The sequence below is a fragment of the Terrabacter tumescens genome (genome assembly GCF_014646815.1).
In the GTDB taxonomy this organism is placed as follows: Bacteria; Actinomycetota; Actinomycetes; order Actinomycetales; family Dermatophilaceae; genus Terrabacter; species Terrabacter tumescens.
This window is the reverse complement of the sequence record NZ_BMNZ01000004.1, coordinates 377760-394679: the sequence shown is the minus strand read 5'-3', so window position 1 is coordinate 394679 and position 16920 is coordinate 377760. Positions and strand designations below refer to the sequence as shown.

Annotated in this window: 16 protein-coding genes; 5 read left to right on the top strand and 11 right to left on the bottom strand. The window is 72.5% G+C overall.

All coding sequences use genetic code 11. The features are described from left to right. Positions 1-17: 17 nt before the first annotated feature. Positions 18-623, top strand: a complete 606-nt coding sequence (locus IEY30_RS12255) for a TetR/AcrR family transcriptional regulator (protein ID WP_030196371.1) — start codon at positions 18-20, stop codon at positions 621-623. Positions 624-735: 112 nt separating this feature from the next. Here the strand turns inward: IEY30_RS12255 and IEY30_RS12250 are convergent, their stop codons facing one another. After that, entirely contained in the window at positions 736-2601 is a 1866-nt protein-coding gene (locus tag IEY30_RS12250) for a sigma-70 family RNA polymerase sigma factor (RefSeq protein ID WP_162180992.1), read from the bottom strand. 517 nt (positions 2602-3118) lie between these two features. On the opposite strand from IEY30_RS12250, the gene IEY30_RS12245 reads away from it, so the two are divergent. Together IEY30_RS12245 and IEY30_RS21915 are read left to right on the top strand one after the other, a co-directional pair. Beyond that, the gene (locus IEY30_RS12245) at positions 3119-4135 is read left to right on the top strand and encodes a cryptochrome/photolyase family protein (protein WP_229674967.1); all 1017 of its coding nucleotides are present in this window, start codon (positions 3119-3121) and stop codon (positions 4133-4135) included. 17 nt (positions 4136-4152) lie between these two features. Then, the gene (locus IEY30_RS21915; RefSeq protein WP_229674966.1) at positions 4153-4599 is read left to right on the top strand and encodes a cryptochrome/photolyase family protein; all 447 of its coding nucleotides are present in this window, start codon (positions 4153-4155) and stop codon (positions 4597-4599) included. A 25-nt stretch (positions 4600-4624) separates the two neighbouring features. Here the strand turns inward: IEY30_RS21915 and IEY30_RS12240 are convergent, their stop codons facing one another. Then, positions 4625-5515, bottom strand: a complete 891-nt coding sequence (locus IEY30_RS12240) for a methyltransferase domain-containing protein (protein WP_030196360.1) — start codon at positions 5513-5515, stop codon at positions 4625-4627. Between the two features lie 55 nt (positions 5516-5570). On the opposite strand from IEY30_RS12240, the gene IEY30_RS12235 reads away from it, so the two are divergent. Next, complete coding sequence (locus IEY30_RS12235) at positions 5571-6125, top strand: MarR family winged helix-turn-helix transcriptional regulator (RefSeq protein ID WP_052358430.1); 555 nt, start codon at positions 5571-5573, stop codon at positions 6123-6125. 13 nt (positions 6126-6138) lie between these two features. On the opposite strand, the gene IEY30_RS12230 is transcribed toward IEY30_RS12235, so the two are convergent. From IEY30_RS12230 to metG, 7 genes are all read right to left on the bottom strand, one after another. Continuing rightward, positions 6139-6501, bottom strand: a complete 363-nt coding sequence (locus tag IEY30_RS12230) for a VOC family protein (protein WP_030196353.1) — start codon at positions 6499-6501, stop codon at positions 6139-6141. A 61-nt stretch (positions 6502-6562) separates the two neighbouring features. After that, positions 6563-8446, bottom strand: coding sequence for an ABC-F family ATP-binding cassette domain-containing protein (locus IEY30_RS12225; RefSeq protein ID WP_030196349.1), 1884 nt, complete (start codon positions 8444-8446; stop codon positions 6563-6565). Between the two features lie 100 nt (positions 8447-8546). Next, positions 8547-9491 (bottom strand): 4-(cytidine 5'-diphospho)-2-C-methyl-D-erythritol kinase, encoded by a 945-nt coding sequence (locus IEY30_RS12220; RefSeq protein ID WP_030196346.1) that lies wholly within the window; start codon positions 9489-9491, stop codon positions 8547-8549. A 30-nt stretch (positions 9492-9521) separates the two neighbouring features. Next, positions 9522-10448: a 16S rRNA (adenine(1518)-N(6)/adenine(1519)-N(6))-dimethyltransferase RsmA gene (gene rsmA / locus IEY30_RS12215; protein WP_052358429.1), complete on the bottom strand. Its 927-nt coding sequence runs from the start codon at positions 10446-10448 to the stop codon at positions 9522-9524. A gap of 284 nt (positions 10449-10732) precedes the next feature. After that, on the bottom strand, positions 10733-11869 hold the full coding sequence (locus IEY30_RS12210; protein WP_030196340.1) for a resuscitation-promoting factor: 1137 nt from the start codon (positions 11867-11869) through the stop codon (positions 10733-10735). 185 nt (positions 11870-12054) lie between these two features. Next, the gene (locus IEY30_RS12205; RefSeq protein ID WP_043416496.1) at positions 12055-12936 is read right to left on the bottom strand and encodes a TatD family hydrolase; all 882 of its coding nucleotides are present in this window, start codon (positions 12934-12936) and stop codon (positions 12055-12057) included. Then, complete coding sequence (gene metG / locus IEY30_RS12200; protein WP_030196332.1) at positions 12933-14831, bottom strand: methionine--tRNA ligase; 1899 nt, start codon at positions 14829-14831, stop codon at positions 12933-12935. Before metG ends, IEY30_RS12205 begins: the two co-directional genes overlap by 4 nt. A gap of 163 nt (positions 14832-14994) precedes the next feature. Between metG and IEY30_RS12195 the strand changes: the two genes are divergently transcribed. Continuing rightward, positions 14995-15426, top strand: a complete 432-nt coding sequence (locus IEY30_RS12195; protein WP_030196329.1) for an SRPBCC domain-containing protein — start codon at positions 14995-14997, stop codon at positions 15424-15426. An 83-nt stretch (positions 15427-15509) separates the two neighbouring features. Here the strand turns inward: IEY30_RS12195 and IEY30_RS12190 are convergent, their stop codons facing one another. Both IEY30_RS12190 and rsmI read right to left on the bottom strand, forming a co-directional pair. Next, positions 15510-15935, bottom strand: a complete 426-nt coding sequence (locus IEY30_RS12190; protein WP_030196326.1) for an OsmC family protein — start codon at positions 15933-15935, stop codon at positions 15510-15512. A 151-nt stretch (positions 15936-16086) separates the two neighbouring features. Beyond that, positions 16087-16917: a 16S rRNA (cytidine(1402)-2'-O)-methyltransferase gene (gene rsmI / locus IEY30_RS12185; RefSeq protein WP_030196323.1), complete on the bottom strand. Its 831-nt coding sequence runs from the start codon at positions 16915-16917 to the stop codon at positions 16087-16089. Positions 16918-16920: the final 3 nt, after the last annotated feature.

Genomic DNA, 16920 nt, shown 5'->3' with positions numbered 1-16920 from the left:
CACGCCCGCGCGCCCGGATGACGGGGCCCGAGCGGCGCGAGCAGCTCATCGCCGTCGGCCGCAAGCTCTTCGCCGACAAGGGTTTCGAGGCCACCACGGTCGAGGAGGTGGCCGCCAAGGCCAACGTCTCCAAGCCCGTCGTCTACGAGCACTTCGGCGGCAAGGAGGGCCTCTACGCCGTCGTCGTCGACCGCGAGATCCAGGCCCTCATGGGCGGCATCAGCGCGGCCCTCGAGGAGCCGGAGGGCGCACGGGTCCTGCTCGAGCGGGCCACGCTCGCGCTGCTCGACTACATCGAGAGCGACCCGTCCGGCTTCCGCATCCTCGTGAGGGACTCACCGCCGGGGCAGTCGACGGGGTCGTTCGCCAGCGTCCTCGGTGACGTCGCCGTCCAGGTGGAGCACCTGCTCGCGGCGGAGTTCAAGCAGCGCGGCCTCGACCCGAAGTCGGCGCCGATCCACGCGCAGATGCTCGTCGGGATGGTGGCCCTGACCGGGCAGTGGTGGCTCGACCGCCGCAAGTTCAAGAAGGACCAGGTGGCCGCGCACCTGGTCAACCTCGCCTGGAACGGCCTGTCCGGCCTCGACCGCTCGCCGCGGCTCGTCACGCTCCCCCACCGCTGACCCACATCGAGGGGGCGCCGCCCCACGGCTTACATCGAGTGAGCGCGCGGTCACACCAGCCCCAGCCCTCACGCGACCGCATGGGACGCAGCGCTCACTCGACGGGGCTGCCTCAGGTGGGGCGGAGGGTCTCGGTCCACGTGTGGCCGGAGGCATCGGTGATGCGCACGAGGATCGGCTCGACACTGCCCGTGCCCGACTGCTCGAGCAGCGCCTGACCGCGACCCCCGGTGCAGCGCACCGAGGACGGCGAGGCCTGCGCGCAGGTCCAGCTCGAGTTGCGGACGGTCAGGGTGCCGGAGCCGGACACGTTGCTGATGCGCATCGTCAGCGCACCCGTCTCCTGCGTGCGCACGCGCACCGAGATGCGCGACGGGTCGCCGGCGGCCACGAGCCGCACCGTGACGCTGGGTGCAGCGGGACCGGGCTGCGGCGGCGGGGTCGTCGGTGGCACGGTCGTCGGCGGCGTCGGCACGGTCGGCGGCGTGGGCGGCTGTGTCGTGCCGGACGTCGTCGGCGGCTGCGGCGCAGAGGTGCTCGCCGGAGCCGGAGGCACGGGCGGCCGGGTCGGGGTGGACGAGGGGCTCGCGCCGCTCCCGATCGCAGCGGCGGGCCCGGCGGGCGGGGTGCCCGGCTGCCTCGCCCCGGCGCCCGCGGAGGGGGCGGTCACCAGCGTCGGTGACGGCGTGCCGGTCAGGCCGGCGGCCGCCGGGATGCCGGAGGCGCTCACGGTCTCGCGGGCGCCACCCGGCTGACCGGTCGAGCCCGAGGGCGATCCGGGGAGACCTGCGGTCACGCCGCCGGGGCCTGACGTCACCGACGGCGCGGGCACCGTGGTCGTCGCCGCCGGGACCGGCGCCGCGGACGGGCGTGCGGGCGACGGGGCCGGAAGGGCGAGCGCGCCGGCCACCCCGGCCGTGACGGCGAGCCCCGCGACCAGGGCCGTCACCTGGCTGGCTACCTCGGCGACCGCGCCTGCACCCGACGCACCCGACGCACCCGACGCACTCGACGGCGCGCTCGAGCCGGCCGAGCCGGGGACGGCACCTGGAGCGCCGGCAGCTCCACCCGCGACAGGCCCGCTGCCGGTCGCGGCGGCCGAGCCGACGACGCCGGTCGCCCCCGCCCCACCGGAGAGACCCAGCAGGGCAGCGACACCGACGAAGCCCGGCGTGCCGAGACCTGCCGCGAGCACGAGCGGCACGAGCAGCGCCGGGAACCCGTCGTGGACCAGCCGCAGGTCGTCGGCGATGGCCGCCGCGTGCGGGCAGCCGGCGACGTGCGCCTCGGCCCGCTCGGTCTGCCGCTTGGGCAGTCGCCCGCGCACGAGGGCCCCGAGGTGCTCCACCGTCCAGCGGCACTCCTCGCTGTCCGCGTCCGCGAGCCCACGCTGCGCGCAGGCGTCGAGGTAGAGGGCCCGGAGCGACTCGCGCGCTCGCATCGCGCGGGCGCTGACGGCGTTGGCCGTCATGCCCATCGCCGGCGCGACCGTGCGCGGTGCCGCGCCCTCGACGGTGGTGTGCCACAGCACGCGCTGGTCGCGCTCCGAGAGCCCGGCGAAGGCCTCACGGACGAGGGCGAGCCCCTCGTCGTCGGTGGCGAGCACCGCGAGCGCGTCCTCGTGCGGCTCGGCCAGCTCCTCGAGATCCTCGGGCTCGGCGGGCACGACCCGCAGGTCCCGACGACCCTGGTCGATGGCGACGGTGCGCACGGCCGAGAGGAAGTAGGCGCGGAAGTGCTCCTCAGGTCCCCGGCCGTCGCGGATGAGCGCCAGCACCCGGGCCGCGGCCTCGGCGACGATGTCCTCGGGAGCCGAGCGGCCCCGGTGACGCCCGGCGACGGCATACGCGGCAGGCAGGTGACGACGCCACAGCTCGCCGAACGCCTCGGCGGAACCCTCCCGCGTGCGCAGGAGGAGGTATGCGTCAGGGGCCGAGGCCCATGCCTCGCTCGACCACAAGGTCGCGTCTGCCGACAACCCTTCGCCCTTCCACTGGCCCCGGTGCGGGCCAGTCTGCCAAGCGGCGGGGCAGGCGTCGAGTCGGAACGAGGACGTGTCCACGATCGGGACGAAGCGGACGGAGTCCGGGCCCGTCGGTGGCGGCTGTGGCAGCAGGGGCAGGCGCGTCACGCCGACGGGGTGGGCAGGTTTCGTCCTTCCGAATGATCCCCTCCACGAAACCACGCGGAAGGACGAAACCTGACGGCACCACCAGAAGAGGCCCGTAGGGGTCACTCCCTCCCCTGACCAAGCGGGAGACCCCTGCGATGCCGTCATCTGTATGACGTGCCAGGACCCATTTCATGACACGGTTTTCGGAAATGGGGCGAAATGCCGGAAATTGACGGAGATTTTTTCCTGACGGCGCCCGGCTGACGTCAACCAGACCCACGTCTTACCGCCCGGTGACCGGCCCCTGACCCGGCTTGCCCGGACCTGACGGGTCTGCCCGGAGCTGACGGAGTCTGTCGCCGGCGTCGGCCATGATGAGCCGATGACGAGACGCTGGCTGTTCGCCGACCAGCTCGGGCCGCACTTCGACGTCGGCCGGGGCGGGGTGCTGCTCGTGGAGAGCCGCCGGGCGCTGGCCCGCCGACCGTTCCACCGGCAGAAGCTGCACCTCGTCCTCTCCGCCCTGCGCCACCGCGCGGCCGAGCTGGGCGACTCGGCGGTCCTGCTGCGCACCGACACCTACACCGAGGCGCTGCGCGGGCTGGGCGAGCCCGTGCGGGTGCACGAGCCGACGTCGTATGCCGCCGAGCGCCTCGTGCGCCGGCTGCTCGCGTCCGGGATGGTCGAGTCCGTGGACCCGACGCCGGGCTACAGCCTGCCCCGGGCCGACTTCGCCCGGTGGGTCGGCAGCCGACGCCAGGTGCGGATGGAGGACTTCTACCGCTTCCAGCGCCAGCGCCTCGACCTGCTCGTCGAGGGCGACCGTCCGGTCGGTGGCCGGTGGTCCTTCGACGAGGACAACCGCGAGCCCCCGCCCAAGGGAGTGGAGCGCCTCGACGTGCCGCCGCCCTACCGGCCGCGCGAGGACGACATCGACGCCGAGGTCCGCGACGACCTCGACCGGTGGACGCGCGAGGGGCTGCTCTCCCCCGTCGGCGCCGACGGTCCGCGCGTCTTCGCCGTGACCCGCCGCGAGGCGCTGGCGGCGCTCGAGCGTTTCGTGACGCACCGGCTCGGAGCGTTCGGGCCGCACGAGGACGCGATGCTGCGCGGCGACTGGGCCATGGCCCACAGCCTGCTCTCGGTGCCGCTCAACCTCGGGCTGCTCGACCCGGTCGAGGTCGTCGACCGCGCCGCGCAGGCCTACCGGGACGGCGACGCACCCCTGGCGTCGGTCGAGGGTTTCGTGCGCCAGGTCATCGGGTGGCGCGAGTACGTCTGGCACCTCTACTGGCACTTCGGCCCCACCTACCGCCGCCGCAACGCCCTGCGGCGCGGTCGCCGCTGCCGGAGTGGTTCGACCGGCTCGACGCCGACGAGGTCGACGCCGCGTGCCTGAACGACGCGCTGGCCGGGGTGCGCGACCGGGGCTGGGTGCACCACATCCCGCGGCTCATGGTGCTCGGCAACTGGGCCGCCCAGCGCGGCTACGACCCCGACGCCCTCACGGAGTGGTTCCAGACCCGCTTCGTCGACGGCTACGACTGGGTCATGCCGGCCAACGTCGTCGGGATGAGCCAGCACGCCGACGGTGGCGCGATGGCGACCAAGCCCTACGTCTCCGGCGGCGCCTACATCAACCCGATGAGCGACTACTGCGGCGGCTGCCGCTACGACCCGAAGAAGCGCGTCGGAGACGACGCCTGTCCCTTCACCGCGGGCTACTGGGCCTACCTCGACCGCACCGCCGACCGGCTCGAGGGCAACCACCGGATGGCCCGCCCGCTCCAGCAGCGCCACCGCCTCGCCGACCTCGCCGAGGTCGTCGCCCAGGAGCGGCACCGCGGCGACGTGGCCCCCTGAGCACCGACCCGTCCGTCAGGCTCTGTCAGCGCGGTGTCCTCGCGACGGCGAAGGTGCGGGTGAAGGGGAAGAGCACGCCGAACGACCTGCGGGGGTATGCCGTGTCGAGCTCGCGCTCGTAGTCGGCGACGAACGCCGCGCGCTCGTCCTCGTCGAGCACGCCGAGCACCGGGCGCAGACCGGTCCCCCGCACCCACTCGAGCACCGGGTGCGGCCGGCCCTCGGGCGCGGCGAGCACGTGCTGGTAGGTCGTCTGCCACACGTCGACGTCCGGCGTGAGGTCGAGCAGGAGCGCGGCATACGTGTCCGGGCGGGCGACGGCGCGGGCACGGTCGAGGCCCGGCTGCAGGTCCGCCGCACGCGCGTGCCGAGCCGCGACCTCACGCATCAGCCGGTGGGAGGCGGCGTCGAAGTTCGAGGGCACCTGCATGGCGAAGGTACCGCCGGGCGCGAGGCTCTCGACCCAGGTCGGGATGAGTCGCAGGTGTCCGGGCACCCACTGGAGCGTGGCGTTCGTGACGAGGACGTCGATCGAGGCGCCGCACTCGGTGGGGTCCCAGTCCTCGGCGCTCGCCTCGACCCACTCGACGCGGCCGTCGGTGTCGAGCTCGCGCGCCCTGGCGAGCATCTCGGGCGAGCTGTCGACGCCGATGACCCGCGCGCCCGGCCAGCGCCGGGCCAGACCGAGGGTCAGCTCGCCCGGCCCGCAGCCGAGGTCGACGACGAGGGCCGGCTCGGTGGCGTCGACGCGGGCGAGCAGGTCGGCGAAGGGACGGCCGCGGTGTCCGGAGAACACGGCATACTGCCGCGGGTCCCAGGCCGCGTCGGTGTCGCGGGCTCCGGCTCCCGGGGTCGCGGCGGGAGCGGTGGAGGCAGCAGCCTCGGCGTCGGCGGGCAGGTCGGGCGTGGGAGTCATGTCGTCCTCGGTTTCTTTTGATGTCAAGAGTCTTGACGGCGACTACAGTTGGATCATGAGCGCCGACCGCAGGCCCGCCGACGACGTCGACGAGATCGTCGCGGCCTGGCGCCGGGAGCGCCCCGACCTCGACGTGTCACCGCTCGAGGTGCTCTCGCGGGTGTCCCGGCTGGCGCGCCGGCTGGACCTCGCGCGCGGCTCGGCCTTCTCCGAGCACCTGCTCGACGGCTGGGCCTTCGACGTGCTCTCGGCGCTGCGGCGCGCGGGCGAGCCGTACGAGCTCTCCCCCGGCCAGCTCGTGCAGCAGACGCTCGTCACCTCGGGCACCATGACCAACCGCGTCGACCGACTCGAGCGCAGCGGCTTCGTCGAGCGGCGTCCCGACCCGGGCGACCGGCGCGGGGTGCTTGTGCGGCTCACGCCGGCCGGGCGCGACGTCGTGGACTCCGCGATGGCCGACCTCATCGAGCAGGAGAAGTCGCTGCTCTCGCAGCTGTCGGCCGCCGACCGCACCCAGCTGGCCGGCCTGCTGCGCCGCATGCTCGCCCCCCTGGAGACGCGCGAGACCCGCGAGACCCGAGAGAGCCGGCGCGGCGACGGCCACGGCTGACCGGCCCTCCCGGTCACCGCTGCGCCTGCTGGAACTCGAGCCGGTTGCCCACGGGGTCGGCGGTGTGGAAGCGGCGCAGGCCCGGGATGTTGTCGTCCCACGTCACGGGTGAGCCGGCTGCCTCGACGACGCGCGCCAGCGCCTCGACGTCATCGACGGCGATGCCGGGGTGGGCCTTGCGGGCCGGGACGAAGCCCTCCTCGATGCCGACGTGGACCTCGGCCGCCCCGGCACGGAACCACGCACCGCCGCGGGCCCGCAGCCGCTCCGGCTTGGGCACCTCGGCCATGCCGAGGACACCGACGTAGAAGGCGCGCATGGCGTCCTCGCAGCCGGCCGGGCCGCACACCTGGACGTGGTGCAGGTACATCTCCATGTCCCGAAAGTATCTTGATATCAAGATACTTTCAAGGCTTCCCCGAGATCGGGGACCGGTGTCAGCCGACGATCTCCGCGGCCTCGAGCCACCCGAGCTCGAGCTCCTCGCGCTCGGTGACGACGGCCTGCAGCTTCGCGTTGAGGTCCGCGAGCGCCCCGGGGTCGGTGGCCTTCTCGGCCATGTCGCCGTGGAGGCGCTCCTCACGGTCCTGCAGGCGTGAGAGCTGCTTCTCGATCCGGGCCATGACCTTGCGCGCCTCGCGCACCTCGGCCGGGCTCGCCGTCGTCGCCGCACCTGCGGGTGTGCCCTCTGCCGGGCGCGCCGTGCCCGACGACGCGGCAACCTGACCGGGCCCCGAGGCGCCCGAGGAGCCCCGGGCGGCGGCCTGGCCCGCGATGTCCGCGGCCCGCAGCCGGAGGTACTCCTCCACGCCGCCGGGCAGCTCGCGCACCTTTCCGTCACCGAGCAGCGCGAGCTGCTTGTCGGCGACCCGCTCGAGCAGGTAGCGGTCGTGGGAGACCACGACGAGGGTGCCGGCCCAGCCGTCGAGAACGTCCTCGAGCGAGGTGAGGGTCTCGATGTCGAGGTCGTTGGTCGGCTCGTCGAGGATGAGGACGTTGGGCTCGGTGAGCAGCAGGCGGGTGAGCTGGAGCCGTCGTCGCTCGCCACCGCTGAGGTCCCCGACGCGCGACTGCTGGCGACCGCCCGGGAAGCCCAGTCGCGTCGCGAGCTGGCTCGCGCTGATCTCCTTGTCGCCGAGCATCGTCCACTGCTTGACGTCCTCGATGGCCTCGATGACGCGCCACTGCTCGAAGCGCTCGAGCTCGCGGACCTCCTGGGTCAGGTGGGCGATGGCGACGGTCTTGCCGATCTTGCGCCGGCCGCCGTCGAGCGGGATCTCACCCGTGAGGGCGCGGAGCAGCGTCGACTTGCCGGCGCCGTTGACGCCGACGATGCCGATGCGCTCGCCCGGGGCGAGGCGCCACGTGACGTGGTCGAGCAGCACCCGCTCGTGGGGCGCCGTCCCGACCGACACGGTGACGTCCTCGAGGTCGAGGACGTCCTTGCCGAGGCGCCGGCTCGCGAACGAGGCGAGCTCGACACTGTTGCGCGGGGCCGGCTCGTCGGCGATGAGGGCATTGGCGGCGTCGATGCGGAACTTCGGCTTGCTCGTGCGGGCGGGCGCGCCGCGGCGCAGCCAGGCGAGCTCCTTGCGCATGAGGTTGGAGCGCCGGTCGGCGACGACCCCGGCGAGACGGTCGCGCTCGGCCTTCGCGAGGACATAGGCGGCATACCCTCCCTCGAAGTCACTGACCTTGCCGCTCTCGACCTCCCACGTCATCGTCGCGTAGGCGTCGAGGAACCAGCGGTCGTGGGTGATCGCGACGGTCGCGTTCCCGGGCCGCGGCCGCTTCGTCGCGAGGTGGTCGGCGAGCCAGGCGACGCCCTCGACGTCGAGGTGGTTGGTCGGCTCGTCGAGCAGGAGCAGCTCGGGGTCCGAGACGAGCAGACGGGCGAGCGCGAGCCGGCGACGCTCGCCACCGGACTTCGGGCCGACGCGGCTGTCGAGGCCGCCGACGTTCTCGGCCGCGATGCCGCCGAGCAGCCCGGTGAGGACGTCGCGGATGCGTGGATCGCCGGCCCAGACGTGCTCGGGCAGGTCGCCGAGCACGGCCTCGCGGATCGTCCACTCGGGGTCGAGCGCGTCCTCCTGGCTCAGCATGCCGATGCGGATGCCGTCGGCGCCGCCCTGCTTGGTGATGCGGCCGGAGTCGGGCTCCTGCAGACCCGCCATGACGCGCAGCAGGGTCGACTTGCCGCCGCCGTTGACGCCGACGACGCCGATGCGGTCACCGGTGAGGACACCGAGGCTGACGTCGTCGAGGACGTGGGAGGTGCCGAAGACGAGCGAGACGCGCTCGAGGGAGATCAGGTTTGCCATCGGTGTCTGACCCTATGCGCTCCGGTCGTCGAGTGAGCACTCCGTCCCACCAGTCACGCGCAGAGGTGACCTTCGCCGCGCACCCCGTGGGACGGAGTGCTCACTCGACGTGGCGCGGGGAGGTGACGACGTGGGCGCCATGCACGGGGCCCCGGGCCCGGCGCAGGTCGCGGCAGAGGTCCGAGGCCGCGAGCGACACGGACAGGTCGAGGCTGGCCTCGTGGCTCTCGGTGAGGAACGCGACCGTCGGCCCCGACCCGGACACGATGCCGCCGAGCGCCCCGAACTCGACGCCGGCGTCGCGCAGCTCCTGCAGCTGGGGCCGCAGCGAGAAGGCGGCCGGCTCGAGGTCGTTGTGCAGCGCGGCGCCGAGGGCCGCCGGGTCGCCCGACCGCAGGGCCGCCATCAGCTCGGAGCTGACATGGGGCTCGGGCACGTCGATGCCGTCACGTTCGCGCAGGCGGTCGCACTCGGCATACACCTCCGGGGTGGACAGGCCGGTGTCGCTGATCGCGAAGACCCAGTGGAAGGTGCCGCGCGCGAGCACGGGCGCGAGCTGCTCGCCGCGCCCCGAGCCCATCGCGTTGCCGCCGGAGAGGATGAACGGGACGTCGCTGCCGAGGGTCGCTGCCAGCTCGGCGAGCTCCTCGCGGTCGAGGCCCAGGCCCCACAGCTGGTCGCACGCGACGAGCGCCGCCGCGGCGTCGGCCGAGCCGCCCGCCATGCCGCCGGCCACCGGGATGTCCTTGTCGATGCGGATCGAGAGGCACTCGTCGACGGACCACCTCTCGGCCACGAGACGTGCGGCGCGGACGGCGAGGTTGTCGCCGTCGGTCGGGATGCGGTCGGCGTAGGCGCCGGCAGCGATGACCTGCCAGTCGTCCCAGCGAGCGACGGAGACCTCGTCGTGGAGCGAGACCGCCTGGTAGACGGTCGCGAGCGCGTGGAAGCCGTCAGGCCTGCGCGGACCGACGCGCAGCTCGAGGTTGACCTTGGCCGGGACCCGCACGGTCACCGCGCCGGGCAGGGTCGGAGCGACAGTCATGCGCCCACCCTAGGGGCCGATCGCTCGGCGTCAGGACGTATGGCCTCGACGGCGCGCGCGCGGCTGCGCTGTCCCGGCGCCCTCGGGGCGCGCCTCGGCGATCCGGGCGAAGGTCGTGATGTCGAGCTGCTCACCCCGGGTGCGCGGGTCGACACCGGCAGCGACGAGTGCCTGCTCGGCGGCGTCCGGGGAGCCGGCCCAGGAGGCGAGGGCGCCGCGCAGGGCCTTGCGTCGCTGGAGGAACGCCGCGTCGATGCAGCGGAAGACGTCCTCGCGGCTCGCCGTGGTCTTCGGGGGCTTGCGGCGACGGAACGACACGAGGCCCGAGTCGACGTTGGGGGCCGGCCAGAAGACGTTGCGCCCGACCCGCCCGGCGAGCTCGACGTCGGCGTACCACGCGGCCTTGAGGCTCGGGACGCCGTAGATCTTGCTGCCGGGCTTGGCAGCCAGGCGCTCGGCGACCTCGAGCTGCACCATGACGAGGACGCGCTCGATCGTCGGGAAGTGCTGGAGGAAGGAGAGCACGACCGGCACCGAGATGTTGTACGGCAGGTTGGCGACGAGGGCCGTCGGGTCGGGTCCCGGGAGCTTCGTCACCGTCAGGGCGTCGGCCGCGACGAGGCGCAGCTTGTCGGCGTTCTCGGGCTGGAGCGAGCGGACGGTCTCCTCGAGCGCCCCGGCGAGCCGCGGGTCCACCTCGACGGCCGTGACGTGCTTGACGACGGGCAGCAGCGCGAGGGTGAGCGAGCCGAGCCCGGGCCCGACCTCGACGACGACGTCGTGGGGCCCGACGCCCGCGACGCGCACGATCTTGCGCACCGTGTTGGCGTCGACGACGAAGTTCTGGCCCCACTGCTTGGTCGGTCGCACCTCGAGACGCTCGGCGAGCTCGCGCACCTGGGCCGCCCCGAGGAGCGCGGCGTCGTCGACGTGCGGCGCAGCGTCCTTCTTCGTCATGCGCCCACCCTATGGCGCCCCGACCGAGGGCGTATGCCGCCCGGCCGGCCCGCGCGCCCACCGCTCCGACCCCAGCTCGAGTGGCCCCGTCGTCCCACGCCCGCGGGCGTGGGACGACGGGGCCACTCGAGCTGGTGGACGAGGTTCGTCGTAGGACGACGAGGCCACTCGACGAAGGCGGGGCACGGCATACCTGGAGACGCAGACGGCGAGAGGCCCCCGACCGTGCGGTCGGGGGCCTCTGCGCGCGTGCCTGCGCCGTGCTGAGGTCAGATCAGCTCAGGTCAGGCCTTGCACTGCCACTGCGAGATGCCGTTGTCCGCGTAGACGCGGTTGGCGACGGTGATCTGCTGCTCGCGCGAGGCGAGGTCGGCGCGCGACGCGAAGTCGCCACCGCCGTAGGCGAGCCACGTGGAGGTCAGGAACTGCAGACCGCCGTAGTAGCCGTTGCCGGTGTTGATGTGCCAGTTGCCGGTCGACTCACACTGGGCGATCGAGTCCCACATGGCGGCGCGGGCGAGGTTGAGCCCCGCACCGGACGTCGTGCGCGTGGACGTCGTGGTCGACGAGCTCTTGGCAGCCGCGGGACGGGCCTTGGTGCCAACGAGCAGGACCCGGTTGACGGGGGCCTTGGTGACCTTCGAGGAGATCTCCTTGGTGGAGACGACCTTGCCGTCGACGACCGTGGTGCGGACCGTCACGGTGCGCTGACCGGCGACGCCGGCTCGCGCGACCTTGGTCTGGTCGCTGTAGAGGTCGGCGGTCTTCTGCTTGGTCGTGCCGAAGGCGATCGCCCTGGTGACGTTCTTGTCCTTGGTCTGCACGCGCTGGACGGCGACCTTGAGGCCGGGCGTCAGGGGCGTCGTGACCGGCGGGTTGACCTTGTCGGCCTTGCCGACGCGCACACCCAGCTGGGTCAGCGCCTCGCCGACGGTGGCCGCCGCGACGGTCTTCGTCGTCGTCTTGCCGTCGACCACGACCGTGACGGCCTTGGGGGTGACGACGGTCAGGGCGAGGCCCTGGCGACCGATGGTCTGCGAACGCGAGACCGACAGGCGGGCACCCTCGCCGCGGAGACCGAGCGCGAGCAGCGCCCCGTCGACCGTGGTCTCGGTGGTGCGCAGCTGACGGGTCTTGCCGTCGACGGTGAGCGTCAGCAGGCGGGCGTACTTGACGGTGACCGTCTGTCCGTCGCTGATTGGGGCGTCCGCGGCAGGCACGACGACGTCGCCCGGCTTGACGGAGATCCCCTGGCTGTCGAGGACGTCACCGACGGTGCTGCCGAAGACGTGCGCGGTGCTTGCGGTGCCGTCGACGGAGAGGTTGACGGCCTTGTCGAGCTGGGCTGCGCCGACGGCGCCACCGGTGAGGACGACGGCCGCGCCAGTGGCGGCCAGGATCTTGGCGTTGCGAGAAATCAAAACACTCCGAACGTCGATCTATCCGGGTGCAACGCGCTCTCGATCCATCCTCCTCACGTCGTCGGGAGGAGGTCGATGCGGGGCAGCAACCGGCCAACAGTCGTCCACAGTGACCGATCGACGGCGACAAGGTCAAATTTCGGTAACGGCAACGCGTCCCGCTGGACGCGACGATCTGGCGTGCGCTAGGCGGGTTGCCCGGTTCGATCGGCGCCCCACGGACCGTAGACGCGCTCGCTGTTCTCGGACACCGCGCGGCACAGCGTGGGCACGTCGAGGTTGAGCACGGCGGCCATGGCGCGGACGGTCACCGGCACGAGGAACGAGGCGTTCGTGGCCCCCCGGTGCGGCGCGGGAGCGAGGTAGGGCGCGTCGGTCTCGACGAGGACCCGATCGAGCGGGATGGCCGTCAGGGCGTCGCGCAGGTCGCGTGCGTTCTTGAACGTCACGGTCCCCGCGAAGCTGAGGTAGTAGCCACGCTCGACGCACTCCCGGGCCATCGCGAGATCGCCCGAGAAGCAGTGCAGCACCGTGTGCTCGGGCGCCCCCTCCTCCTGGAGGATCCGCAGCACGTCGGCGTGGGCGTCGCGGTCGTGGATCTGGAGGGCCTTGCCGAGCCGCTTGGCGAGGTCGATGTGCCAGCGGAAGCCGTCCTGCTGGACGGGGACGCCCTCGGGGCCGGTCCGGAAGTAGTCGAGGCCGGTCTCGCCGATGACGCGGATGCGGTCGTGGGCCGCGCACCGCTCGACCTCGGCATAGGCCTCCTCGAGCTGACCAGCAGCCGCGAGGCGCGGAACCTCGTTGGGGTGCAAGGCGATTCCGCCGACGAGCTCGTCGTGGGCGTCGATGGCATCCATCGTGAAGCGGATGCCGTCGAGGTCGCAGCCGACCTGGACGAGGCGCGTCACCCCGACCGACCGGGCGGCCTTGATGGCGTCGGCGACGTCGAACGGCTCGTCCCCCTCGCGCGTGATGTCGAGGTGGACGTGGTTGTCGACGACGTCGATGGGCAGCGGGTCCGGCAGGGTCTCCGGCAGTCCCCGCTGCCCCGACGCGTGCGGGCTCATGCGGTCGGCGCCTCGTCGGTGCCCTTGGCCTGCTTCGGCGCTGCCATCCTGGGCGCGGCGAGCGGGTCGGTGTGGTGGCGCGTGCCGCCCGGTGCGCTGTCGCCGAGGCGGGCCCGCTCGTCCTCGATGACCTGCTCGGGGTCGAGCTTGACGAAGACGCCGGTCGGCTTGGCGATGGGCGTCCCGACGACGACCGGACGCGACTCCCAGCGCGGCGTCGAGGAGTACTCGCCGGTGATGACGGGGTAGCTGCGGGTGTCGTCGTCGAGGTCGCCCACGACCTCCAGCCGCGGCATCGGCATGAACTCGCCGTCGCCCCCGAGGACCGCGTGGACGCGGTTGGCCGCGTGGGGCAGGAAGGGTGAGATCAGCGTATTGATATCTGAGACGCTCTGGGCCAGCGTGTGCAGCACGGTGGAGAGCCGCTCGCGCTGGTCGTCGCCTTTGAGCTTGAACGGCTCGGTCTTCGACACATAGGCGTTGGCCTCGCCGACGACGCGCATGACCTCGCCGAGGGCGGCCTTCTGCCGGTGCCGCTCGAGGGACGCGCCGACGGTCGCGAACGCACCCCGCACGGTCGCCAGCAGCTCCTCGTCGACGGGCTCGACGGCATACGGCTGCGGGATCTCGCCGAAGCTCTTGGCGATCATCGCGGCCGTGCGGTTGACGAGGTTGCCCCAGCCGGCCACGAGCTCGCTGTTGTTGCGCTGGACGAACTCGGCCCAGGAGAAGTCGGCGTCCTGGTTCTCGGGGCCGGCCGCGCAGATGAAGTAGCGGATCGGGTCGGGGCCGTAGCGCGCGACGATGTCCTGGACGTAGATGACGTGCTTGCGCGACGTCGAGAACTGCTTGCCCTCGAGCGTCATGAACTCGCTCGCCACGACCTCAGTGGGCAGGTTGAGCGTGCCGTACTCGCCCGGCTCGCCGCCCTTGTCGCCGCGGCCGGCGTAGGCGAGCAGCTCGGCGGGCCAGATCTGGCTGTGGAAGGTGATGTTGTCCTTGCCCTGGAAGTAGTACGACACCGCGGACGGGTCGTTCCACCACTCGCGCCAGCGCTCGGGCTCGCCGATGCGACGGGCCCACTCGATCGAGGCGGACAGGTAGCCGATGACGGCGTCGAACCACACGTAGAGGCGCTTGGTGGGGTTGTCCTCCCAGCCCTCGAGCGGGATCGGGATGCCCCAGTCGATGTCGCGCGACATCGCGCGCGGGCGGACGTCCTTGAGCAGGTTCTTGGAGAACTTGATGACGTTGGGGCGCCACGTGCCCGAGGCCTCGCGGCCGTCAAGCCACTCCCCCAGCGCGCCGGCGAGCGCCGGGAGGTCGAGGAAGAAATGGGCCGATTGGCCAAACTCCGGCGTCTCGCCGTTGATCTTGCTCCGCGGGTTGATCAAGTCAATCGGATCCAGCTGGTTACCGCAGTTGTCGCACTGGTCGCCGCGGGCCTCTGCAAAGCCGCAGGTCGGGCAGGTTCCCTGGATAAAGCGGTCGGGCAGCGTGCGACCTGTTGAGGGGCTCAAAGCGACGAACTGCGATTGCTCGATCATGTAGCCGTTGGCGTAAACCTGGCGGAACATCTCCTGCACGACGGCGTAGTGGTTGCGCGTCGTCGTGCGCGTGAAGAGGTCGTAGGACAGGCCGAGGTCGGTGAGGTCCTGGGCGATGACGGCGTTGTACTTGTCGACAAGCTCCTGCGGGCTCAGGCCCTCCTCCTCGGCGAGGACGAGGATCGGCGTGCCGTGCTCGTCGGTGCCCGAGACCATGAGGACGTCGTGCCCCGCCATCCGCATGTACCTGCTGAACACGTCGGAGGGCACACCGAAACCGGCCACGTGGCCGATGTGGCGCGGGCCGTTGGTGTACGGCCAGGCGACGGCAGACAGGACATTGCTCATGCCGTGAATCCTAGGCGGGCCGCGCCGGCCGCCGCGCGCGCCTTCCGGTCGGTCGCGCGACGGCCCATCCCACGACCCATCTCACGCCCCCGTGTCACGGCCGACGTGAAGTGGGCACACGGCATACGCCCTCTCGAGGTCCCCACGGGAGTAGGACAGGGGGATGACTGGTCATGTTGCACACGCGAAGGTCACGGTCGACGCCACGCCCCAGCAGGCGTGGCACGCGCTCACCGACCCGGACACCGTCCGGAGGTGGATGATGGGCACCGAGCTCAGCACCGACTGGGAGGTCGGCAGCCCGATCACGTGGCAGGGCGAGATGGACGGCAAGCCCTACCAGGACAAGGGAGAGGTGCTCGAGGTCGACGCGCCCCGGCGCCTCTCGGTCACGCACTACAGCCCGCTCATGGGCCAGGAGGACCGGCCCGAGAACTACCACACGATCGTCTACACGCTCGAGGGCGACGACTCCGGGCCGACGACCGTCACGCTCGAGCAGGACGGCAACGACTCGCCGGAGCAGGCGGAGCAGTTCGGGCAGAACTGGCAGTCCATGCTCGACGCCTACCGGACGACCGTCGAGTCCGCCTGAGCGCTCCTGTCGAGATCGCCTGCGGCACAAGCAGATCGGCGCCGACCCCAGCGGGTCGGCGCCGATCGGCGTGAGAAGGGTGGTCAGCCCAGACGTGCCTCGAGCGAGATCGGCACGGCCTTGAGGGCCTGGCTCACCGGGCAGTTGGTCTTGGCCTCCTCGGCGGCCGCCTGGAAGTCCTCGGCGGAGATGCCGGGGACGTCACCGACGACGCTGAGCGCGATCTCGGTGATGCCCGTGCCGGGGACGAAGGTGACGTTGGCCGTCGTGTCGAGCGTGGTGGCCGGCGTGCCGGCCTGGGCGAGTCCGTTGGACAGCGCCATCGAGTAGCACGAGGAGTGCGCTGCGGCGATGAGCTCCTCGGGGCTCGTCTTGCCGTTCGACGACTCCGCCCGCGAGGGCCAGTTGACGTCGTAGGTGCCGATGCCCGAGCTCTCCAGGCTGACCTGTCCGGAGCCCTCGAAGAGCGAGCCCTCCCAGTGCGTGCTGGCGGTGCGGGTGGTAGCCATGCCGTGCTCCTTCACTGTGCTGTCGACTCGGCCGGGCGGTGCGCCGGCCCCGAGGAGAGAACTACGCAAGCCTTACCCGCTGTTCCCCTCGCGGCAAGGGGCTCGCCTGTCGAGACGCTCCCGAGCGGCGGCGCGCTGGCGTGGTCGCGGGTCAGCGCGCCGCGAGCGAGGCGTCGTAGAGCGCCTTCTTGGACAGTCCCGTCCGTGACGCGACGTCGGCCGCGACGTCCTTGAGCCGCTCCCCCGCGTCGACCCGCTGTCGTATGCCGGCAACCGCGTCCTCGAGGGAGGGCACCACCCGCTCGGCACCCGCCACGACGATCGTGATCTCGCCCTTGACGCCGTCGGCGGCCCACAGGGCGAGCTCCGCCAGGGTGCCGCGGCGGACCTCCTCGTAGGTCTTCGTCAGCTCGCGGCAGACGGCGGCGCGCCGGTCGGGGCCGAAGGCGTCGCGCATCGCGGTCAGCGTCTCCGCGAGCCGGTGCGGCGCCTCGAAGAAGACGATGGTGCGGCGCTCGTCGGCGACCTCGGCCAGCACCTTGGCCCGCTCCCCCGGCTTGCGCGGGAGGAAGCCGTCGAAGCAGAACCGGTCGACGGGCAGGCCCGACACGGCGAGCGCCATGAGGACCGCGCTCGGTCCGGGGACGCACGTCACGCGTACGCCCGCCTCGACCGCCGCGGCGACGAGACGGTAGCCCGGGTCGGAGACGGACGGCATGCCGGCGTCCGTGACGACGACGACGCGCTCGCCTGCGACGAGACGGGCGACGAGGTCCGGGGTGCGGGCCGCCTCGTTGTGCTCGTGGTAGCTGACGACCGACCCGGTGGGCGTGACGGCGAGCTCGCCGAGCAGGCGGCGCAGGCGCCGGGTGTCCTCGGCCGCGACGACGTCGGCGGTCGCGAGCTCCTGCGCGAGCCGCGGGGCCGCGTCGCGGGGGTCGCCGATCGGGGTGGCCGCAAGGACGAGGGTTCCGGTGCTCATGAC